Source organism: unidentified bacterial endosymbiont (genome assembly GCF_918797525.1).
Taxonomy (GTDB): Bacteria; Pseudomonadota; Gammaproteobacteria; order Enterobacterales; family Enterobacteriaceae; genus Enterobacter.
Window position 1 is genome coordinate 3,513,546 of the sequence record NZ_OU963893.1, and the last position, 19,581, is coordinate 3,533,126.

The 19,581-nt window shown below is 51.8% G+C and carries 15 protein-coding genes; 8 read left to right on the plus strand and 7 right to left on the minus strand.

The genetic code is table 11. The features are described from left to right. Positions 1-19 precede the first annotated feature (19 nt). Entirely contained in the window at positions 20-2,269 is a 2,250-nt protein-coding gene (locus tag NL510_RS16735; protein WP_253378344.1) for a TonB-dependent siderophore receptor, read from the plus strand. Between the two features lie 62 nt (positions 2,270-2,331). Then, on the plus strand, positions 2,332-2,973 hold the full coding sequence (gene entD, locus NL510_RS16740) for an enterobactin synthase subunit EntD (RefSeq protein ID WP_253378352.1): 642 nt from the start codon (positions 2,332-2,334) through the stop codon (positions 2,971-2,973). On the opposite strand, the gene sitD is transcribed toward entD, so the two are convergent. The 6 genes from sitD to betT form a co-directional block, all read right to left on the minus strand. Further along, entirely contained in the window at positions 2,960-3,799 is an 840-nt protein-coding gene (gene sitD / locus NL510_RS16745) for an iron/manganese ABC transporter permease subunit SitD (RefSeq protein ID WP_253378354.1), read from the minus strand. The genes entD and sitD overlap by 14 nt on opposite strands. Further along, a complete protein-coding gene (gene sitC / locus NL510_RS16750; RefSeq protein ID WP_253378356.1) occupies positions 3,796-4,653 on the minus strand; it encodes an iron/manganese ABC transporter permease subunit SitC in 858 nt (285 codons plus the stop codon). The genes sitD and sitC overlap by 4 nt, the downstream gene beginning before the upstream one ends. After that, positions 4,653-5,456, minus strand: a complete 804-nt coding sequence (locus NL510_RS16755; RefSeq protein ID WP_253378358.1) for a manganese/iron ABC transporter ATP-binding protein — start codon at positions 5,454-5,456, stop codon at positions 4,653-4,655. The genes sitC and NL510_RS16755 overlap by 1 nt, the downstream gene beginning before the upstream one ends. A gap of 3 nt (positions 5,457-5,459) precedes the next feature. Next, entirely contained in the window at positions 5,460-6,371 is a 912-nt protein-coding gene (locus NL510_RS16760) for a metal ABC transporter substrate-binding protein (RefSeq protein WP_436298441.1), read from the minus strand. A 121-nt stretch (positions 6,372-6,492) separates the two neighbouring features. Beyond that, positions 6,493-7,233: a cytolytic delta-endotoxin (insecticidal protein) gene (locus NL510_RS16765; protein WP_253378360.1), complete on the minus strand. Its 741-nt coding sequence runs from the start codon at positions 7,231-7,233 to the stop codon at positions 6,493-6,495. A 485-nt stretch (positions 7,234-7,718) separates the two neighbouring features. Next, positions 7,719-9,752: a choline BCCT transporter BetT gene (gene betT / locus NL510_RS16770; protein ID WP_253378362.1), complete on the minus strand. Its 2,034-nt coding sequence runs from the start codon at positions 9,750-9,752 to the stop codon at positions 7,719-7,721. Positions 9,753-9,880: 128 nt separating this feature from the next. Here betT and betI point away from each other — a divergent pair, with 128 nt between their 5' ends. The 6 genes from betI to NL510_RS16800 all read left to right on the plus strand — a co-directional run bounded on the left by betI (position 9,881) and on the right by NL510_RS16800 (position 18,352). Next, positions 9,881-10,468, plus strand: a complete 588-nt coding sequence (gene betI, locus NL510_RS16775; protein ID WP_253378370.1) for a transcriptional regulator BetI — start codon at positions 9,881-9,883, stop codon at positions 10,466-10,468. A gap of 13 nt (positions 10,469-10,481) precedes the next feature. Then, positions 10,482-11,954 carry a betaine-aldehyde dehydrogenase gene (gene betB, locus NL510_RS16780; protein WP_253378372.1) on the plus strand — a complete coding sequence of 491 codons (1,473 nt, stop codon included), beginning with the start codon at positions 10,482-10,484 and terminating at the stop codon, positions 11,952-11,954. 13 nt (positions 11,955-11,967) lie between these two features. Further along, positions 11,968-13,632, plus strand: a complete 1,665-nt coding sequence (gene betA, locus NL510_RS16785; protein ID WP_253378398.1) for a choline dehydrogenase — start codon at positions 11,968-11,970, stop codon at positions 13,630-13,632. A gap of 765 nt (positions 13,633-14,397) precedes the next feature. Beyond that, on the plus strand, positions 14,398-15,060 hold the full coding sequence (locus NL510_RS16790) for a lasso peptide biosynthesis B2 protein (RefSeq protein WP_253378400.1): 663 nt from the start codon (positions 14,398-14,400) through the stop codon (positions 15,058-15,060). 2 nt (positions 15,061-15,062) lie between these two features. After that, positions 15,063-16,694 carry an asparagine synthase-related protein gene (locus NL510_RS16795; protein ID WP_253378402.1) on the plus strand — a complete coding sequence of 544 codons (1,632 nt, stop codon included), beginning with the start codon at positions 15,063-15,065 and terminating at the stop codon, positions 16,692-16,694. Further along, entirely contained in the window at positions 16,691-18,352 is a 1,662-nt protein-coding gene (locus tag NL510_RS16800; protein ID WP_253378404.1) for an ATP-binding cassette domain-containing protein, read from the plus strand. Before NL510_RS16795 ends, NL510_RS16800 begins: the two co-directional genes overlap by 4 nt. 124 nt (positions 18,353-18,476) lie before the next feature. Here the strand turns inward: NL510_RS16800 and NL510_RS16805 are convergent, their stop codons facing one another. After that, positions 18,477-19,019, minus strand: coding sequence for a chorismate mutase (locus tag NL510_RS16805; protein WP_301308569.1), 543 nt, complete (start codon positions 19,017-19,019; stop codon positions 18,477-18,479). Between the last annotated feature and the right edge of the window lie 562 nt (positions 19,020-19,581).

Sequence of the window (19,581 nt, forward strand, 5' to 3'; positions counted from 1 at the left end):
GCGAAAAGCAGGACGTACAATGAATAAAAAGATTCACTCCCTGGCCTTGCTGGTCAACGTAGGGATTTACGGCGTCGCGCTGCCCGCCCTGGCAGACGACGACAACGCCGCCGCGCAGCACGAAGAGACGATGGTGATCACCGCCGCGAAGCAGAACCTGCAGGCACCGGGTGTATCGACCATCACGGCCGATGAGATCCGTAAAAACCCGCCCGCTCGCGACGTTGCCGAAATTATCCGAACCATGCCGGGCGTTAACCTGACGGGTAACTCTACCAGCGGCCAGCGCGGTAACAATCGTCAGATCGATATCCGCGGCATGGGCCCGGAAAACACCCTGATCCTGATCGACGGCAAACCGGTCACCAGCCGTAATTCCATCCGTCTGGGCTGGCGCGGCGAGCGTGATACCCGTGGCGACACCGGCTGGGTACCGCCTGAGATGATTGAACGTATCGACGTGATCCGTGGCCCGGCCGCTGCGCGTTACGGTAACGGCGCGGCAGGCGGCGTGGTGAATATCATCACCAAAAATTTCGACAACCAGTGGCATGGTTCCTGGAACACCTATCTGAATGCGCCGGAACATAAAGACGAGGGTTCCACCAAACGCACCAACTTCAGCCTGAGCGGGCCGCTGGGCGGCGATTTCAGCTTCCGCATGTTTGGTAACCTCGACAAAACCCAGGCCGATGCGTGGGACATCAACCAGGGCCATCAGTCTGAGCGCACCGGCGCTTACGCCGACACGCTGCCAGCAGGTCGTGAAGGGGTTGAAAACAAAGACATTAACGGCGTAGTGCGCTGGGACTTTGCGCCAATGCAGTCCCTGCAGTTTGAAGCGGGCTACAGCCGCCAGAACAACCTCTATGCGGGCGACACGCAGAACACTAACAACGACAACAGCAGCAACGGCCTGGTGAAGAAAAACTACGGTAAAGAGACCAACCGTATTTATCGTCAAAACTTCGCCGTGACCTGGAACGGCGGCTGGGATAACGGCATGACCACCAGCAACTGGGCGCAGTACGAACATACCCGCAACTCCCGTCTGGGCGAAGGGCTGGCGGGCGGTACGGAAGGGCTGTTCAACAGCAATAAATTCACCGACACCGACCTGGCCGACGTGATGCTGCACAGTGAAATTAGCCTGCCAATCGATTTTCTCGTCAACCAGAACCTGACGCTAGGGACCGAGTGGAACCAGCAGCGTATGAAGGATTCAACCTCCAATACGCAGGCGCAGCAAGGCGGCACTATTCCTGGCATGAGCGACGATCGCAGCCCGTACTCTTCGGCGGAGATCTTCTCGTTGTTTGCCGAGAACAACATGGAGCTGACCGACAGTACCATGCTGACGCCAGCCCTGCGTTTCGACCATCACACCATCGTTGGCAACAACTGGAGCCCGTCGCTGAACCTGTCGCAGGGTCTGGGGGATGAATTCACGCTGAAGATGGGTATCGCACGCGCCTATAAAGCACCGAGCCTGTATCAGACAAACCCGAACTACCTGCTTTACAGCAAAGGCCAGGGCTGCTACGCCAGTTCCGACGGCGTGGGCTGTTACATGATGGGTAACGACGATCTGAAAGCCGAAACCAGCATTAATAAAGAGATTGGACTGGAGTGGAAACACGCCGGCTGGCAGGCGGGCGTAACCTGGTTCCGTAACGACTACCGCGATAAGATTGAAGCGGGCTACGCGCCGATTAGCCAGACCTCCACCAGCAACGTTACCACCGATATTTACCAGTGGGAAAACGTGCCGAAAGCGGTGGTAGAAGGTCTTGAAGGTTCCCTGAACGTGCCGGTCAGCGACACCATCAACTGGACCAACAACATCACTTACATGCTGCAAAGTAAGAACAAAGAGACCGGTGACCGTCTGTCGATTATCCCGGAGTACACGCTGAACTCGACCCTGAGCTGGCAGGTACGCCAGGATGTTTCCCTGCAGTCTACCTTCACCTGGTACGGCAAGCAGCAGCCGAAAAAATATAACTACAAAGGTCAGCCGGTGACCGGCTCTGAGAAAGACGAGGTTAGCCCGTACAGCATCGTTGGCCTGAGTGCGACCTGGGATGTAACCAAAAACGTCAGTCTGACCGGCGGGGTGGACAACGTCTTCGACAAACGCCAGTGGCGGGCAGGGAATGCCCAGACGACGGGTAATACCACCACAGGCGCCTATATGTACGGCGCTGGGGCATACACGTATAATGAGCCGGGCCGTACCTGGTTTATGAGCGTGAATACGCATTTTTGAGGCACTGAAGTCAATCATCCCCTCTCCCCTCCGGGTGAGAGGGGAAGGGTGAGGGGAAAACCATGCACACCACCCACAGCACATTTTCTCTCGCTGGCCACACCGTCCATCGCATCATCTTCGACCCCACGACCTTCACCGACGCCGATCTCCTCTGGCTTCCCCATTACCCACAGTTGGCTCGCGCCGGCCGCAAGCGTAAAGCGGAGCACCTTGCCGGGCGCATCGCCGCCGCATATGCCCTGAATGAACCTACGGTTCCCGGCATTGGCCCGAGCGGCGAGCCTCTCTGGCCTCAGGGCATATCAGGCAGCATTACCCACAGCGGCACGCAGGCCATGGCGGTTGTCACTCGTGAAAAACACGCGCTTATCGGCATCGATTGCGAAACCTGCCTCTCCGACAGTGAAGCCAGAGAAGTCAAAGAGGGCATTATTGATGCGCAGGAAGCGCGCGTGCTGTCACGCCAGGGCTGCCCATTCGCCCTCGCCCTGACGCTGGCCTTCAGCGCCAAAGAGAGCCTGTTTAAGGCCCTCTTCCCGCAGGTAAACACATTTATGGGATTTGACAGCGCACGTATCATCATGCTCAAAGAGGAGACCCTGACGCTGGCGCTGAGCCGCCCGCTGGCAGGGTTTGACGAGCACACGCTCTTCACGCTTCACTGGAAACGCGACACTGAACGGGTGATCACATTGCTGTAATGTTCTCCCGTCGCCGGGCCTTTACGCTGGTCGTCACGAAGGTAACGATGAAAACCAGCGCGAACAGCACCACAATGGTCGGTGCGGGCGCGCTGTCGAGATAAAACGACAGATAGACGCCACTGACGCAGACCAGCATCGAGACCGCCACCGCCGCCAGCAGCGCCATGTGGAAACGTCGGGTCAACAGCACGGCGATCGCGCCGGGTGCAATCAGCAGCGAGATCGAGAGAATAATCCCCACCGCTTTCAGCGTGGCGACGATGGTGAGCGAAACCATGCACAGCAGCCCGTAATGAAGCCAGCGGGTGCGTAAACCGCTCGCCTGCGCCTGCTGGTAGTCGAAGCAGAACAGCAGAAAATCACGCCATTTCACGGCAATCACCAGCGTAATCAGCCCCGCAACCAGACCGCTTTGCACGATATCCATGCCGTTTATGCCCAGCATATCACCAAACAAAATATGGTCGAGATGGACTTCAGGCTTGACGGCAATGTAGAGGATCAGCCCGGCGGCGAACATGCCGGAAAAGACGATCCCCATCACGGTATCCTGCTTGATGCGGCTGTTGTCCTTCAGATAGCCGCTGGCGACCGCGCAAAATACCCCGGCGACAAAGGCCCCCAACGCCAGCGGCAGCCCCATCATCCAGGCCAGCACGATACCGGGAAACACCGCATGGCTCATGGCATCGCCCATCAGCGCCCAGCCTTTGAGCACCAGAAACACAGAGAGCAGCGCGCAAGGCACGGCCACCAGGAGGGAAATCAGCAGCGCGTTGTTCATAAACGCAAACTGGAAAGGTTCAAGAAGCAGCGTCATCATTCAGGCATCTCCTGTGCGTGACGCGCCCGACGACGGCTGGCCAACAGGCCGTGCTTCGGCGCAAAGACAAACGCCAGCAGGAACAGCAGCGTCTGGGCGACCACGATAATGCCGCCGGTTGCGCCGTCAAGATAATAGCTCGCCCACGCGCCGAGGAAGCTGGTGATACTGCCAATCGCCACCGCAATCATCAGCAGGCGCGGGAAGCGGTCGGTGAGCAGCCACGCGGTCGCGCCGGGCGTCACCACCAGACAGATCACCAGAAATGCGCCGACGGTCTGTAGCGCCGCCACCGTGGAGACCGACAGCAGCGTGAAGAACAGTATTTTCAGACGCCCGGGGCGCAGACCGATGGCGCGGGCATGGTTCTCATCGAAAAAGGTCACCATCAGATCTTTCCATTTGAACAGCAGCACGATGATTGACACCACGCCGATAATCGTCAACTGGAGGATATCTTCCGGCGCAATAGCCAGAATATTGCCGAGCACGATGGTCTGGATATTTACCGAGGTTGGATTGAGCGACACCATAAATAGCCCGAGGCCGAAAAAGGAGGAGAAAATCAGCCCGATAATGGCGTCTTCCTTCAGGCGACTGCGCTGGTTGAGAAACAGCATGCTGCCCGCCGCCAGCCCGCCCGATAAGAACGCCCCCAGCGAGAACGGCAGCCCGAGCATGTAGGCCCCCGCCACGCCCGGCACGATAGAGTGCGAGAGCGCATCGCCAATCAGCGACCAGCCTTTAAGCATCAGGTAGCACGACAGAAACGCGCACAGGCCGCCCACCATCGCCGAGACCCACATCGCGTTGCGCATGTATTCATAGCTGAAGGGTTCGAGAAGCGCGTTCATTATGCCTCCCTGCGGTGGGTGACGAAGGGCCGCTCGTCGTCAGTAATAATGCGCTCTTCAGAGCCACTGAGCACCACGTGGCGCAGTACACCGCTGAAGGCGCGCTCCAGGTTCTCGGCGGTAAAAGTGGTGTCCGTTGGGCCGCTCGCCAGCACGGTGCCTTTGACCATTACCGTGTAATCGCAAAACGCCGTTACCGAGCCTAAGTTGTGGGTTGACACCAGCATGGTTTTACCCTCGTCGCGCAGTTCCCCCAGCAGGCTGATGATCCTGGCTTCGGTTTTTACGTCCACGCCGGTAAACGGCTCGTCAAGCAGGATCACCTCACCCTGCTGGGCAATCGCCCGCGCCAGGAAGATGCGTTTCTTCTGCCCGCCTGAAAGCTCGCCAATCTGACGATGGCGCAGCTCAAGCATATCTACACGCTTGAGCGCGTCGGTGACGATCCGGCGATCGTTCTCTTTGGGCCGACGCAGAAACCCCATGTGCCCGTAGCGCCCCATCATTACCACGTCCTCAACCAGCACCGGAAACGACCAGTCGACCTCTTCCGACTGCGGCACGTAGGCGACCAGATTCTGACGCAGCGCGCGCACGGGGGGCATGCCGAGGATCGTGATGTTGCCACTCGCCGCCCGCACAAAGCCCATCACCGCCTTAAACAGGGTGGACTTACCGGAACCGTTTACGCCCACCAGCGCAGCAATGGATCCTCCAGGCACGCTGAACGAGGCATTGCGTAGCGCCGTGTGGCCGTTGCGATAGGTTACCGTGACGTCGGTGACGACAATCCCCTTTTGCATGTGCTACTCCTTCATGCCGTCGCGAATGCCCTGCACCAGGGTGCGCGTGGTGACGTTAAGCAGGTCGATATAGGTCGGCACCGGGCCGTTTTCCGCGCTCAGGGAATCTACATACAGCACGCCGCCGTAGTGTGTACCTGTTTCGCGCGCCACCTGACGAGCCGGTTTATCAGAGACGGTGCTTTCACTGAATACGGCCGGGATTTGATGTTTTTTCACCAGGTCGATGACCTTACGCACCTGCTGGGGCGTGCCCTGCTGATCGGCGTTGATCGGCCACAGATAGAGTTCCTTCATCCCCAAGTCCCGCGCCAGATAGGAGAACGCGCCTTCGCTTGTCACTATCCAGCGCTTATCTTCAGGGATCTCCGCGACCTGCATGCGCAGTGGTTCGAGTGTTGCGGTAATTTTCTGCTTGTAGACTTCGGCGTTGCGCTGGTAGGTCTGCGCATTGGCCGGGTCATACTTCACCAGCGCATCGCGAATGTTATCGACGTAAATGAGGGCGTTGTCCGGGGACATCCACGCATGCGGATTGGGTTTGCCGTTATAGGGTCCTTCGGTGATCCCCATTGGGGTAATGCCTTTGGTGACAATCACTTCCGGCACGCCGTTCAGATGCTGATAAAAGCGCTTAAACCATAGCTCCAGATTCATGCCGTTCGCCAGAATCAGCTGCGCCTTCTGCGCGCGTTTAATATCGCCCGGCGTTGGCTGGTACTCGTGAATTTCTGCATCCGGTTTGGTAATGGAGGTGACTTCTGCGGCATCGCCCGCCACGTTTTTTGCCATATCAGCGATCACGGTAAAGGTGGTGATAACCTGAAATTTTTCATCCGCCTGCACGCCCGTTGTGGTAACGGCCATAAACAGCGCGCCGAGCAACAAACGCTTCAATCCTTGTAGTGGGTGCATCGCAGAACTCTCCTGAGGTGATTAAATTCAAAAAAATAGCCCGGGCTATAAGGTATAGCACGGGCTATATTTAAATGAAAATAATTATCATTAAAGTTTTGTCAACGAAGACCCGGTTCGGTTATTCAACTTTGCGAGGACCATTTTGCAGCAATACGTTTAACACGGCGTCGGCCTCGGCAGTTCGACTCCCGGGTTTCGCCAGTTGGGCGGTATTGAGCGCCTGAATGCGGGTTGAATAAGATTCTGTATCTTTCAGGGTAATGAACAATACTCGCTCATACTCTTTATCGACGTCTATCGTCAGCCCCATGGGGCAAGTCATCAGCAGTGCGCCGGTAGGACCAGCCTGTACCGCAAAGGTGATATTGTATTGATAGGTGGTTTTCTTCTCCTGTTTCTTTTCCCAGAAAATCCAGGCATTACCCTCTTCTTTATGAAGATCGGTATAAGCGCTTTCAATCGCTGCCGAGAGTTTGGCAAGAGGTACGGGGGCAAGGGCAATACCCAGTACGGTCTTGATGGTTTCCACGACTAAATCGACCATCACCGAGGTCTGAGAACTGCTGGTCGTTTTGGTAATGTCCGTGTAACTAATGACTGATAGTTCGGGATTTTGCTTAACAACGTCAAGAGCGGTGTTGACATCGAAGCGAAGAGAATTATTTTCTGCGGGAACCAGCGCGTTCTGAAAGATCCCTGCTGTTTTCAACGCCAGGGGTAAAATTTCCGGATCCGTTAAAGAATATATTTCATCGTAATTAGTTTCCTCGGATGTTAAACGGATCAATAGGTTTCGGGTAACCACCGGACTAATAAGCAACTGTGCCGGGCTATTTAATACTTCTGTTTGTGCAGTCATTTTAAACCTCTGTAATTTAAAAAAAGTGAAGTGATAAAACGTTTTAAAAACAAAGATAATGGATACCGCATTCCGTATAAAAAATTACACATAGAAATTAGAAATAAATAACAAACCTATCTATTTCAATGAGTTAAATTGAAAAATACAAAAAAACGTTAAATATCAATTAACCTCCTCAGACGCCTCACGGATTCACATATTATAATGCAAATTATTTTCCTGACACTTAAGCAATGTTTAAGAGGGACTAAATAGTATTATCATTTCTTCTGGAATTAAACGTATTTGAATAACCAAAATTAGTCAAACATAAATTTTTATTTCACGATGAAAAAATATAATATATACAAAGATGCGTTCGCGCTTTGCCAGTAGGTTAATGATTTTCATGATCTCTCAGGACATTATTTAGCAGCCTAATGGAGTATATAAAAAAACGGCGCCATAGTCGCTATGACGCCGTTTCTTAACTTAACGCAAATTCAGGCGTCCGGGAACATTACGCTATTACCCGGCGCTTCCCTGTGCAGGTGGATAAAGTTCAGATGCCGTTCATACTGATCCAGAATGTCCGTAATCACCTGCTCTTTACTGTAATCCATCAAGTCGTTGCCCTGGCTGCCTTCCAGCAGGAAGGTCTCCAGCCGATAGTAGGTTGATTTCCCGCTTCGTGCCCGGTAGGTAAACCCAGGCACCGAATACTGCTGCGGCCAGATCTGATAGACAAAGTTCTGCTCGTCGCCCATGTGCACCAGCAGATCCAGATGCCCCAGGTTATCCCCTTCGTCCGGCGGCAGGCTTTTTAGCTCAACGTGGGCCCCCCGCAGCTTCAGCTCCTGCGCGACCTCTTCCATTGCCGGGTAGCAAACCGTCTCCATCATCTGTTTGGTGTACCGCGTCCCCGGGTAGTTCATCAGGCGCGAGAGCCGTTTCTTCCAGCTCAGGCGGTCCTGCGTGCCCAATGGCCTCGGCGCGGTGTCGCGGTTGGCGCTTTCGCGGCGAAAATCTTCCACCTTGAGCGATTTATACAGCCCGGCCATCACAAAGAAGATCACGAAACTGAACGGCAGGCCCATGATCACCGTGGTGTTCTGCAATGCCGAAATGCCGTTGGTCATCAGCATACCGAGCGTCAGCAGGCCGATGGCGATGGACCAGAAGATGCGCAGCCAGTTCGGTGCATCACTGTTGATATCTTTCAGCTTCGAGGTGAAATTCCCCAGCACCAGCGCGCCGGAATCCGCCGAGGTGACGTAAAATAGCAGGCCGGTAATGGTCGCCACAGAGGCGCTAAAGGTGAACGCCGGATACTGCGCAAGCAGGCTGTAGAAACCGCGCTCCGGGTGGGCCATCGCTTCCTGCGCGAAGGTCGCATTGCCGTGGATGATCTCGTGCAGCGCGCTGTTGCCGAAAATCGACAGCCACAGCAGGGTAAAGGTGAACGGGATAATCAGGGTGCCCATCACGAACTGACGGATGGTGCGCCCACGCGAAATACGCGCCAGGAACAGGCCGACAAACGGCGACCACGCCACCCACCACGCCCAGAAGAATAGCGTCCAGTTGTTCATCCACTCGACCGGGCGGTCGAAGGCGAAGCTGTTGAGCGTCATGCCCATAAAGCGGTTAACGTAATCGCCCACGTTCAGCACTAAGGCATTGAGCAGGAATGAGGTGTCGCCCATAAACAGCACGAACAGGATCAGTCCCAGCGCCAGCGCCACGTTCAGCTCTGAGAGCACGCGGATGCCCTTATCCACGCCGGAGGTCACCGAAATGGTGGCGATTATCACCGACAGCGCAATCAGCGCCGCTTTCGCCGCCATCGAATCCGGGATATCAAACAGCACGCTCAATCCATAGTTGAGCTGCACCACGCCAATACCCAGCGTCGTGGCGATACCGAAGATGGTGCCAATCACCGCCGCGATATCCACGCTGTGGCCGATTGGCCCGTTTATTTTTTTCCCAAAAATAGGATACAGCGCGGAGCGGATGGTGAGGGGCAAATTATAACGATAGCTGAAGTATCCCAGCGCCATCCCCATCAGGGCGTACATTGACCAGCCGGTTAAGCCATAGTGGAACAGCGTCCAGACCATCGCCTGTCGCGCGGCCTCCATCGTCTGCCCTGCCCCTTCCGGCGGCTGCATATATTGCGTGACCGGTTCCGCCACCGAGAAGAACATCAGGTCAATACCAATGCCGGCTGCAAACAGCATCGCGGCCCAGCTTAGCAGGCTAAACTCGGGTTTTGACTGTTCTGGCCCGAGCTTAACCGAGCCGAAACGCGAGCAGGCTATGCAGACGACGAAGACAATATACAGCGTCGCCGCCAGCAAATAGTACCAGCCGAAGGTCTTTGACACCCCGTTCAGGGTGCGCCCAATCCACTCGGCAGAAAAATCGCGAAAGAAGATCGTCATCAGGGAAAACAACAAAATCAGTCCGGCGGATGTGAAGAAAACCACCGGATTGATTTTGTCCTTTTCTCTGTTTTGCGAAAGATCTGTCATCCAGTATCCCCACTGTTTTTGTAACTATTAAAAATCAAATCGGCAACAATTAAGACACATTTTATATTGAACGTCCAATCAAAAACCGCTTTAATATATAACCAACACTGATGAATGGAGTGGCAATAATGCCCAAAGTGGGAATGCAGCCAATCCGGCGCAGGCAGCTTATTAACGCCACGCTGGAAGCCATAAATGAGGTGGGGATGCACGACGCCACCATCGCGCAGATCGCCCGACGGGCGGGCGTGTCCACCGGGATCATCAGCCACTACTTCAAAGACAAAAATGGTCTGCTGGAAGCCACCATGCGCGACATCACCGGCCAATTGCGCGACGCGGTGCTAAGCCGTTTACGCGCGCGACAGGGCGGCAGCGCGGAGCAGCGCCTGCAGGCGATTGTCGGCGGCAATTTCGATGAAACCCAGATCAGCAGCGCGGCAATGAAAGCCTGGCTAGCCTTCTGGGCCAGCAGCATGCATCAGCCGATGCTCTACCGTCTGCAGCAAGTGAGCAGCCGCCGCCTGCTGTCGAACCTCGTGAGCGAGTTTCGCCGCGAGCTGCCCCGCGAGCAGGCCCAGGAGGCGGGCTACGGCCTGGCGGCGCTGATCGACGGCCTGTGGCTGCGCGCGGCGCTGAGCGGCAAACCGCTGGATAAGACGCTTGCCCGGTCGCTCACCAGCCACTTTATCAGCCAGCATTTACCGACCGAATAACCGAGGAGAAATTATGTCCCGAATGGCAGAACAACAGCTTTATATTAATGGTGGTTATACATCCGCCACCAGCGGTCGTACCTTCGAGACCATCAACCCGGCTAACGGTGAGGTTCTGGCGACCGTGCAGGCCGCCGGGCGCGAGGACGTGGACCGCGCCGTAGAGAGCGCCCGGCAGGGGCAAAAAATCTGGGCGGCCATGACCGCCATGGAACGCTCGCGCATTCTGCGCCGGGCGGTGGATATCCTGCGCGAGCGTAACGACGAGCTGGCGAAGCTTGAAACCCTCGACACCGGCAAAGCGTTTTCAGAAACCAGCGCCGTCGATATCGTCACCGGCGCGGACGTGCTGGAGTATTACGCCGGGCTGATCCCGGCCCTCGAAGGAAGCCAGATCCCTTTGCGCGATACGTCATTCGTTTATACCCGCCGTGAACCGCTGGGCGTGGTGGCCGGTATTGGCGCATGGAACTACCCAATTCAGATAGCCCTGTGGAAATCCGCCCCGGCGCTGGCGGCGGGCAATGCGATGATCTTCAAGCCGAGCGAAGTGACGCCGCTCACCGCCCTGAAGCTTGCCGAGATCTATACCGAAGCGGGCCTGCCGGACGGCGTGTTTAACGTCCTGCCGGGCGTGGGCGCCGAGACCGGACAGTATCTGACCGAACATCCGGGCATCAGTAAAGTCTCTTTCACCGGCGGCGTCGCCAGCGGCAAAAAAGTGATGGCTAACTCGGCGGCATCGTCCCTGAAAGAGGTGACGATGGAGCTGGGCGGCAAATCTCCGCTGATTATTTTTGACGATGCGGACCTGGATAGCGCAGCCGATATCGCCATGATGGCGAACTTCTTTAGCTCCGGTCAGGTCTGCACCAACGGCACCCGCGTGTTCGTGCCCGCGAAATTCAAAGCGGCGTTTGAGCAGAAGATCGTCGAACGCGTCGGGCGTATCCGCGCGGGCGATCTGTTCGCACCAGGCACCAACTTCGGCCCGCTGGTGAGCTTCCCGCACCGTGACAACGTGCTGCGCTACATAGCCAAAGGCAAAGAGGAAGGCGCGCGGGTGCTGTGCGGCGGCGACGTACTGAAAGGCGAAGCCTTTGATAACGGCGCATGGGTGGCTCCCACCGTATTCACCGACTGCAGCGACGAGATGACCATCGTACGGGAAGAGATCTTCGGCCCGGTGATGTCCATCCTCACTTATGCAAGCGATGAAGAAGTCATCCGTCGCGCTAACCATACCGACTATGGTCTGGCGGCTGGCATTGTCACCACCGATCTGAACCGCGCCCACCGCGCCATTCATCAGCTCGAAGCGGGCATCTGCTGGATCAACACCTGGGGCGAATCCCCGGCGGAGATGCCGGTGGGCGGCTATAAACACTCGGGTATTGGCCGCGAGAACGGGGTGATGACGCTGCAAAGCTACACCCAGGTGAAGTCCATCCAGGTTGAGATGGCTAAATTCCAGTCCATATTCTGACCGGGAGGTTTATTTGCAATTTGACTACATCATTATTGGTGCCGGCTCTGCCGGCAACGTTCTGGCGACAAGACTGACCGAAGATCCCCACACCACCGTGCTGCTGCTTGAAGCGGGCGGCCCGGATTACCGGATGGATTTTCGCACCCAGATGCCTGCCGCACTGGCGTACCCGCTGCAGGGTAAGCGTTATAACTGGGCGTATGAAACCGAGCCAGAGCCGCACATGAACAACCGCCGCATGGAGTGCGGGCGCGGCAAAGGGCTGGGCGGCTCGTCGCTGATCAACGGTATGTGCTACGTGCGCGGCAACGCGATGGATCTGGACAACTGGGCAAAAGAGGCCGGTCTGGAGCACTGGAGCTATCTCAATTGCCTGCCCTACTACCGTAAGGCTGAGACGCGTGACGTGGGGCCAAACGATTATCACGGCGGCGACGGTCCGGTGAGCGTGACCACCTCCAGACCGGGCGTCAACCCGCTGTTTGACGCGATGGTCGAGGCTGGCGTGCAGGCAGGCTATCCGCGCACTGACGATCTCAACGGCTATCAGCAGGAAGGGTTTGGCCCAATGGACAGGACGGTCACTCCGCAGGGCCGACGCGCCAGCACCGCGCGCGGCTATCTGGACCAGGCAAAGCCGCGCCCGAACCTGACTATCTGCACCCACGCTATGACCGATCGCATCCTCTTCAACGGCAAGCGTGCGGTGGGCGTCGAGTGGCTGGAAGGCGAAAGCACGATCCCGTCAAACGCGACGGCGAATAAAGAAGTACTGCTGTGCGCAGGGGCGATCGCCTCTCCGCAGATCCTCCAGCGTTCCGGCGTAGGCAGCGCAGACCTGCTTGAGGAGTTTGCTATCCCGCTGGTGCATAACCTGCCTGGCGTCGGTGAAAACCTGCAGGATCATCTGGAGATGTATCTTCAATATGAATGTAAAGAGCCGATCTCCCTCTACCCTGCCTTGCAGTGGTGGAACCAGCCGAAAATTGGCGCAGAGTGGCTGTTTAGCGGCACGGGCGTAGGCGCGAGCAACCACTTTGAGGCGGGCGGGTTTATCCGCAGCCGCGAAGAGTTTGCATGGCCGAACATTCAGTACCACTTCCTGCCGGTGGCGATAAACTACAATGGCTCGAACGCAGTGAAAGAGCACGGCTTCCAGTGCCACGTTGGCTCCATGCGCTCGCCGAGCCGCGGACACGTACGCATCACGTCGCGTGACCCGCATCAACATCCGGCGATCCTGTTCAACTATATGTCACACGAGCAAGACTGGCAGGAGTTCCGCGACGCCATCCGCATCACCCGCGAAATAATGCATCAACCCGCGCTGGATAAATACCGCGGGCGCGAAATCAGCCCGGGTAGTGAGTGCCAGACCGACGAGCAATTAGACGAGTTTGTGCGTAACCACGCTGAAACCGCCTTCCACCCGTGCGGTACATGCAAGATGGGCTATGACGAAAGGGCGGTAGTCGACGGCGAAGGCCGGGTACATGGGCTGGAAGGATTGCGCGTGGTAGATGCGTCGATTATGCCGCAGATAATCACCGGCAACCTGAACGCGACCACCATCATGATTGGCGAGAAAATTGCCGACGCCATACGCGGGCGCGGGCCGCTGGCGAAAAGTACGGCGGCGTATTATGTGGCGAATGGGGCGCCGTTGAGGCGCTAAGGGGCCCCCGCTTACGTTCGAACGCTGGCTTAGACTTTATTTTCACAGCCACAATTCCCCGGGGATATGCCGGGGAATTATTCCAGTCAGAACCCGTTGTCATGATTACATTGCTACATTTGCGGAAAGATTTGCTAGTGAATTAACCGTGCACACGCCATCCTGATACACTTCGTCTCCTCACTTATGAAATAACCTGTTTTTTATCTAAACATAATATTTTATTTATGCGTCATATTTTACTGGCCGCTACACTTGCGTCCTGATGCTGAGAAAAGAATATTACCACTTCGAAGATGGCAATTTTTATAAGGTGTTTAACTGATTTAAGATGCTAATCAAGCGGCTCTGGGACGTGGCTATGCCGGGTTATTATTTGGTGGCATAACGTTTCATAGCCCGGTCCATTTAAATGATCGAAATCAAATTCCAGTAAATTATGCGCGTTGCTACTGGCATTATTATGAATGTGCGCTAGTAATGTAATGTGGCAGTTGATATGCCACCTGTTATTACCAATAAATCCACGAGGATACTATGGAAGAAACTAAGGTAATTACCTGTAACGACACATCTGATAAATACGAGGCAATAGATTTCGAGCTTGTAGAGTGCGAGTCTGTTGAGGCGACTACCAGCATAATGGGATTGCCTCGCGGTCCTCTTATGGAAGCTGTGTTCTATGTGTACAGGTGCTGAATTTGATTGCATAAAAGGGGGGAGCGATTTTGCTCCTCCCTCCCGGTAAACAAAGAAGGAGGATGCGTGAAATACAGAAATTTTATTCCTGGAATCTATCCAGCCCGTGTACGGGGTCAAATTATTATAATGAATGTAATAGATAATAATTTTTATATCCTTTCACCCGGGGAATCCCGTTCTCTGTTACAGTGTTACACTGGCGATAATAATGTAACATTTATGGGGCGCGGAATACTAACCAACAAATTTAATAATCATGATCAATATAATCTATTTAAAGAAAAAGATACGCTGGGGATTGGCGTAAATTTTTGGTCTCTTAAGAACATGAATATTTCTTTTAGAAACCAGTTCTGGATTTTGCAGATGATCAAATCACTGTATATATCCCATAAATTGATAAAAAAAGGATTGCCTTATACAATCAATTACTTAAATGAGAACTGTATAAAAACAATCAAAAAACTAGATGTCGCTCAGGTAGTACAACATCTGAATGCCGCCACCCTGCTTTACCCTTTCAAAACAAAATGTCTGGAATGGTCCATAGCATTAACTCACTATATTATTCAGTTTGGTTATCAACCCGTTTTAAAAATAGGCGTTCAAAATAAACCATTTTACTCACATGCCTGGATTGAACTTGACGGAGAGGTTATTGGAGACATTAGTGATTTAAATGAGAGAATGGTAGTAATATATCAAAGCAAGTTAGGAGCAAGGTGATAATGTTCAAAATAGATATAACCTTTGAAGGAAAAAAACAAACTGATGTTTTTCTGCGTAATGACAACGTCGAGATATCAGGGAAAATAGACCTTCCTTACGCAGCACACTTAGAAAAAGATCATTTAGTACTTATTGCTGGCAGCATAAAATGTTACAACGGCGAATCTGTTGAACTTAACATGGCAGCAAAAATGCTATTAAACAATGAAGTTCAGGAAACGGATTTCTATGGAGATTTTATATGTCTGGCATTTTCTCGGGACTGTGTGGAAATTTATACCGATCCTTTCGGTCAGTTTCCTGTTTATTATGTAATTAATAACAATGGCAGTATAGTGCTGGCAAGCGGGAAGGACTGTAAAGGTTTATCACGTTCAGATAACAATATAGACATTGATTTTCTCTCCAGTTATATCAACTCAGGTGATTTTATTGAAAACAGAACAGCTATTGCTGGCATGCATATCTTGTCCCCGGGGTTTAAGTATTGTTTTACATCGACAGGGGGACTTTCCAGGGAATATATCATAAATAAAATCATATCAAAGGCAGAAAATACAAATCCGTATACTATCCTAAAAAAAACACTGGAGCAAAAAATAACTGCGCATGACAAAATTGTACTTGAATTATCGGGAGGCGTTGAGTCAAGCAGTATTGCTGCTATTCTTGCCTGTCATAAAAATAATAAAGACATTAAATTCCTTACATACTATGACAAGTACAGTTTATCTTCAAATGAACTCAGCCACGCAAAAAAAGTTGCGAAATACTTCAATGTTAAACTGGATGTTATTGAACTAAGTGATAAGTTACCGTTTACGCCATTTACAGAGGAAATACCATTTCACCCTTTACCTGGAAGTTATGCCTGTTTTTATAATCAGCAACGTTACATGGCTGACTCGTATGATGCCAGTACGTTGTTTATAAATGGTCATGGTGGAGACTCAATTTATCTGGCTCCATCCCCCCCGGCACTATTCGCAGAGACATTATTCAATTCAGGTGTCAGCAAGGCATTTAAAATCCTTTATAGTATATCACTGCAACACCACTCTTCTCTTTTTGATGAAGCGGTAAAATCGATGACTAATGAATACATATTAAAAAACAATCCGCAATTGTGGTATTTTGATAGTATCAAAAACATAAATAGATATACCCGTCCGGCATCAGTTTTCTGGTGGCAAGCACTTGGTTCAACAATATCTGAGGTTCTTCCTATTCTGAATCATGCATTTTCTGGCAAAACCGTTTACTATCCATTTCTGTCCTCTCCGGTCGTTATCAACGCTATTCGCACCGGATTCGACAAACTGGTGCATAATGAATTCAACAGATTTCCTTTGCGTAAATCTGTTTACATAAATACGGGGTTTAGAGGGATCTGGAGAACAGATAAAGGGGACACTACATACAACATGCTTGCGGGCATTAGTAAAAATTACCATTTTATAAGGAATTTTCTACTCAGCGGGCATCTTGCCGAAAAAAAATTACTAGACCGCAACCTAACTGAAAATATACTAAAAAAATTGAACCTTGGTTTACCTGAGGGATTACCCGTTATCGTTCGCTTATACGCCGCTGAAACATGTCTGAGGTCGTTAGACAAAGGTGGTTTATGACATTATTACAGGATTTTAATTTCTTCCTGAGAAAAATATGTAATATTAATCACGCTTTAAAAGTAACAATTATTTTTAACGTGCTATGTGCGCTTTTATTTGTTGCTGTCACGCTCTCGGTGCCCTACGCTCTTAAGATGACAGTTGACACATTATCTCAAGCCGATCGCTTTGAAAATGCGCACGAAATCCTGTGCATTGTTTCACTTTACTGCGTTATCTGGACGGCTAATCAGGTACTGCAATGGGTTCGCACACTGCTGTGCGCGCCATTAATAGCAAAATGTGATTCAGCATCCCAGATATTACTTTATCTCCATCTGATTAAAATCAGGTACGAGATCATAAAAACGATGGACATCGGACTGCTTTATGCAACGCTAACCCGATGCAGGACGGCATTTAGTACGCTTTCATTTTCTTTTTTCTGGATTGTTATTCCCGTCCTTTTCCAGATTACAATCGGAAGTCTTTTCATTTTTGTTGTGCTGGGCGCTTTACCGGGGATAATCATTCTTGTCTCGGCTTTCATTCTTCTGTTCAGCTCCCTGCATTTCTCTTCAAAAACAACCCAGGCTCATCTTCAATCTTTTGAGGCCCAGAATCTTCTCTCCGTTCATTTTAATGAAAAGATCTTATCCATTGTTGAGATTAAAACAAATAACGCCTACCACAGAGAAGACAAAACCATTCAGAATGTTGCGAACCAATACAACGAAAAGCTGATCCAGAGCAGTAAAGGGTTTTCATTGATAATGATTAATCAGTCGGTTGTTTCCGGTATTGTGTTTACCGTCATTCACCTTTTTGCTGCATGGTTTGTTTACAGACAAACCATGAATATCGGTGATTTTATCCTCATGTCCGGATATATCGTATCCCTTATCGCACCTTTTGATGCCCTGGCTGCATCGTTTTCTGATCTCAAAAAAAACCATCTGGCGCTGCTGGAGGGTATAAATATTCTTAACACTGAACAGGAGGGGGCGAAAACTATTACGCAGAAAAAGAAGTTACCCGTTCTTGAGATAACTGGCTACAGGTCACCCTATTCCTCTGATTCGCTCAACGTTACCATCAACTGCGGAGATATTCTGCTCATTACCGGTGAATCGGGTAAAGGGAAGACTACCCTGCTTCATTCCATTATTGGGCTTACTATTAATTTCAGTGGATCAATCAGGCTGTACGGATGTGATGTCAGAAAACTTTCTCCGTCATCAATAAGCAGCGTTGTTTCATTTGTCCAGCAGGAGCCTACCATTTTTAGCGGAACAGTCAGAGATAATCTTCTCTATGGTTTTGACGGTTCTGTCGATGACGCTCGCCTTCATTCGGTTCTTAATGGATTATGCCTTTCTGGCCTGAATAATACACATCCTCTTGATTATCATGTTGGACAAAAAGGAAATAAGCTTTCAGGAGGAGAAAAACGACGACTTGCAATAGCAAGAGCTGTTATCAGAGACTTACCAGTGATGGTTTTAGATGAACCAACGTCCGGGCTTGATTACGCTACAGAGCAATCCGTCATGTCTTACCTTTCCAGTCTGGGCAAAACGATTTTACTCGTTAGCCATAGCCGTTATATCCATAAATATTGCACCAACGTAATCGATATGGATAGTATAAGAGCCCGTGATAAAACCACTGAATGACCGCCGCTTGGGATCAATTAAGCAGGATATCCACGACAGCGCGGATATCCTTGATTGTCACCTTCTCCTGTCCTGGTTGTAGACCGCTGTCTGTGCAATTACCTACTGCCGGAACAATAATGTTTCACACATGGGTTCTGACCAGGTAAAGCGCAGTCACAATGTTACGTTTGTCCATATCACTTAGGTTTGGTGCTGTAAGTTGCGACATCACCAGTTGCACATCCTGGGGTGAAAAAGAGCCAACCATCAGTCTCTGGCTGACGGCCCTGAGTATCTCCAGATCAAGTTGACTGATTTGAGCTCTGACTCCGGCTAAACTCTCCGGCGAGGGGGAAAAATCCGGCGTGGCAAGCCAGTCAGCAAGATAGCGGTACTGAACCGCTTTTCCTGCATTCATGAGGCTACACATCAAGGCCCGGCTAGTGCCAGCAGCCAGTCCCTCACCGTCAGCCACCTCTTCAGCAGCGTCAAGCACAATCTGTTCCCGGTCCAGATCCTCCACGGCGAGATGGTGAGCCGCCTTGTAGGCTGCCACAGACTGCATTAGCAGCATGCGGGCATTGATAGCCTCTGAGAGGCGGCCGAGTGAAACGGTTGAGACTGACATGCTGAAAACCGTGCTACACATAAACATTGACGACAGAAAAATCACCACATACTGCATATCTGGCACTCCCGTGCTGACATCAACCCTTAAATAAACGATATAACATCACAATTAACAGATTTTGATTGTCATACCGGGACATATTTTCACCTGGATCCGCTACGGCGGTCTGTCTGGCAAAGGGCTCACTGGTATTGCCATAACCGCACCTCTCTGAGGATAATGAAGCACATGGAGGATCAATTCCCATTACCTCACTACCAAAGACAAGATGAAGAGTAATTTAGGTGAAAAATGATAACATTTGGTGATTATATTGTTTTCTGATTGTAAATGAATTCACATAAAGGGTGAATATCACCTGCAGTCGCCTGGGGTATGTAACGTAAATCTGCTGCTGATTCCCTGCTGGTTGTGGATTACACAATGATGGACAGCGCATAGACCCATTGAATAAAGAAAACCAACCTGTTGCTTACATAAATTTACATTAAGTAAAATCTTTCAGCAGTCCAGCCGATAAAAAACCTAAAATGGGATCGGTTTTCTCCCGGGTAAGTCTTCTGGTTGCCCTTGATTTGTGAAAATGAAGTTTCAGCCAGTTCGCTGCTGGCGCGAA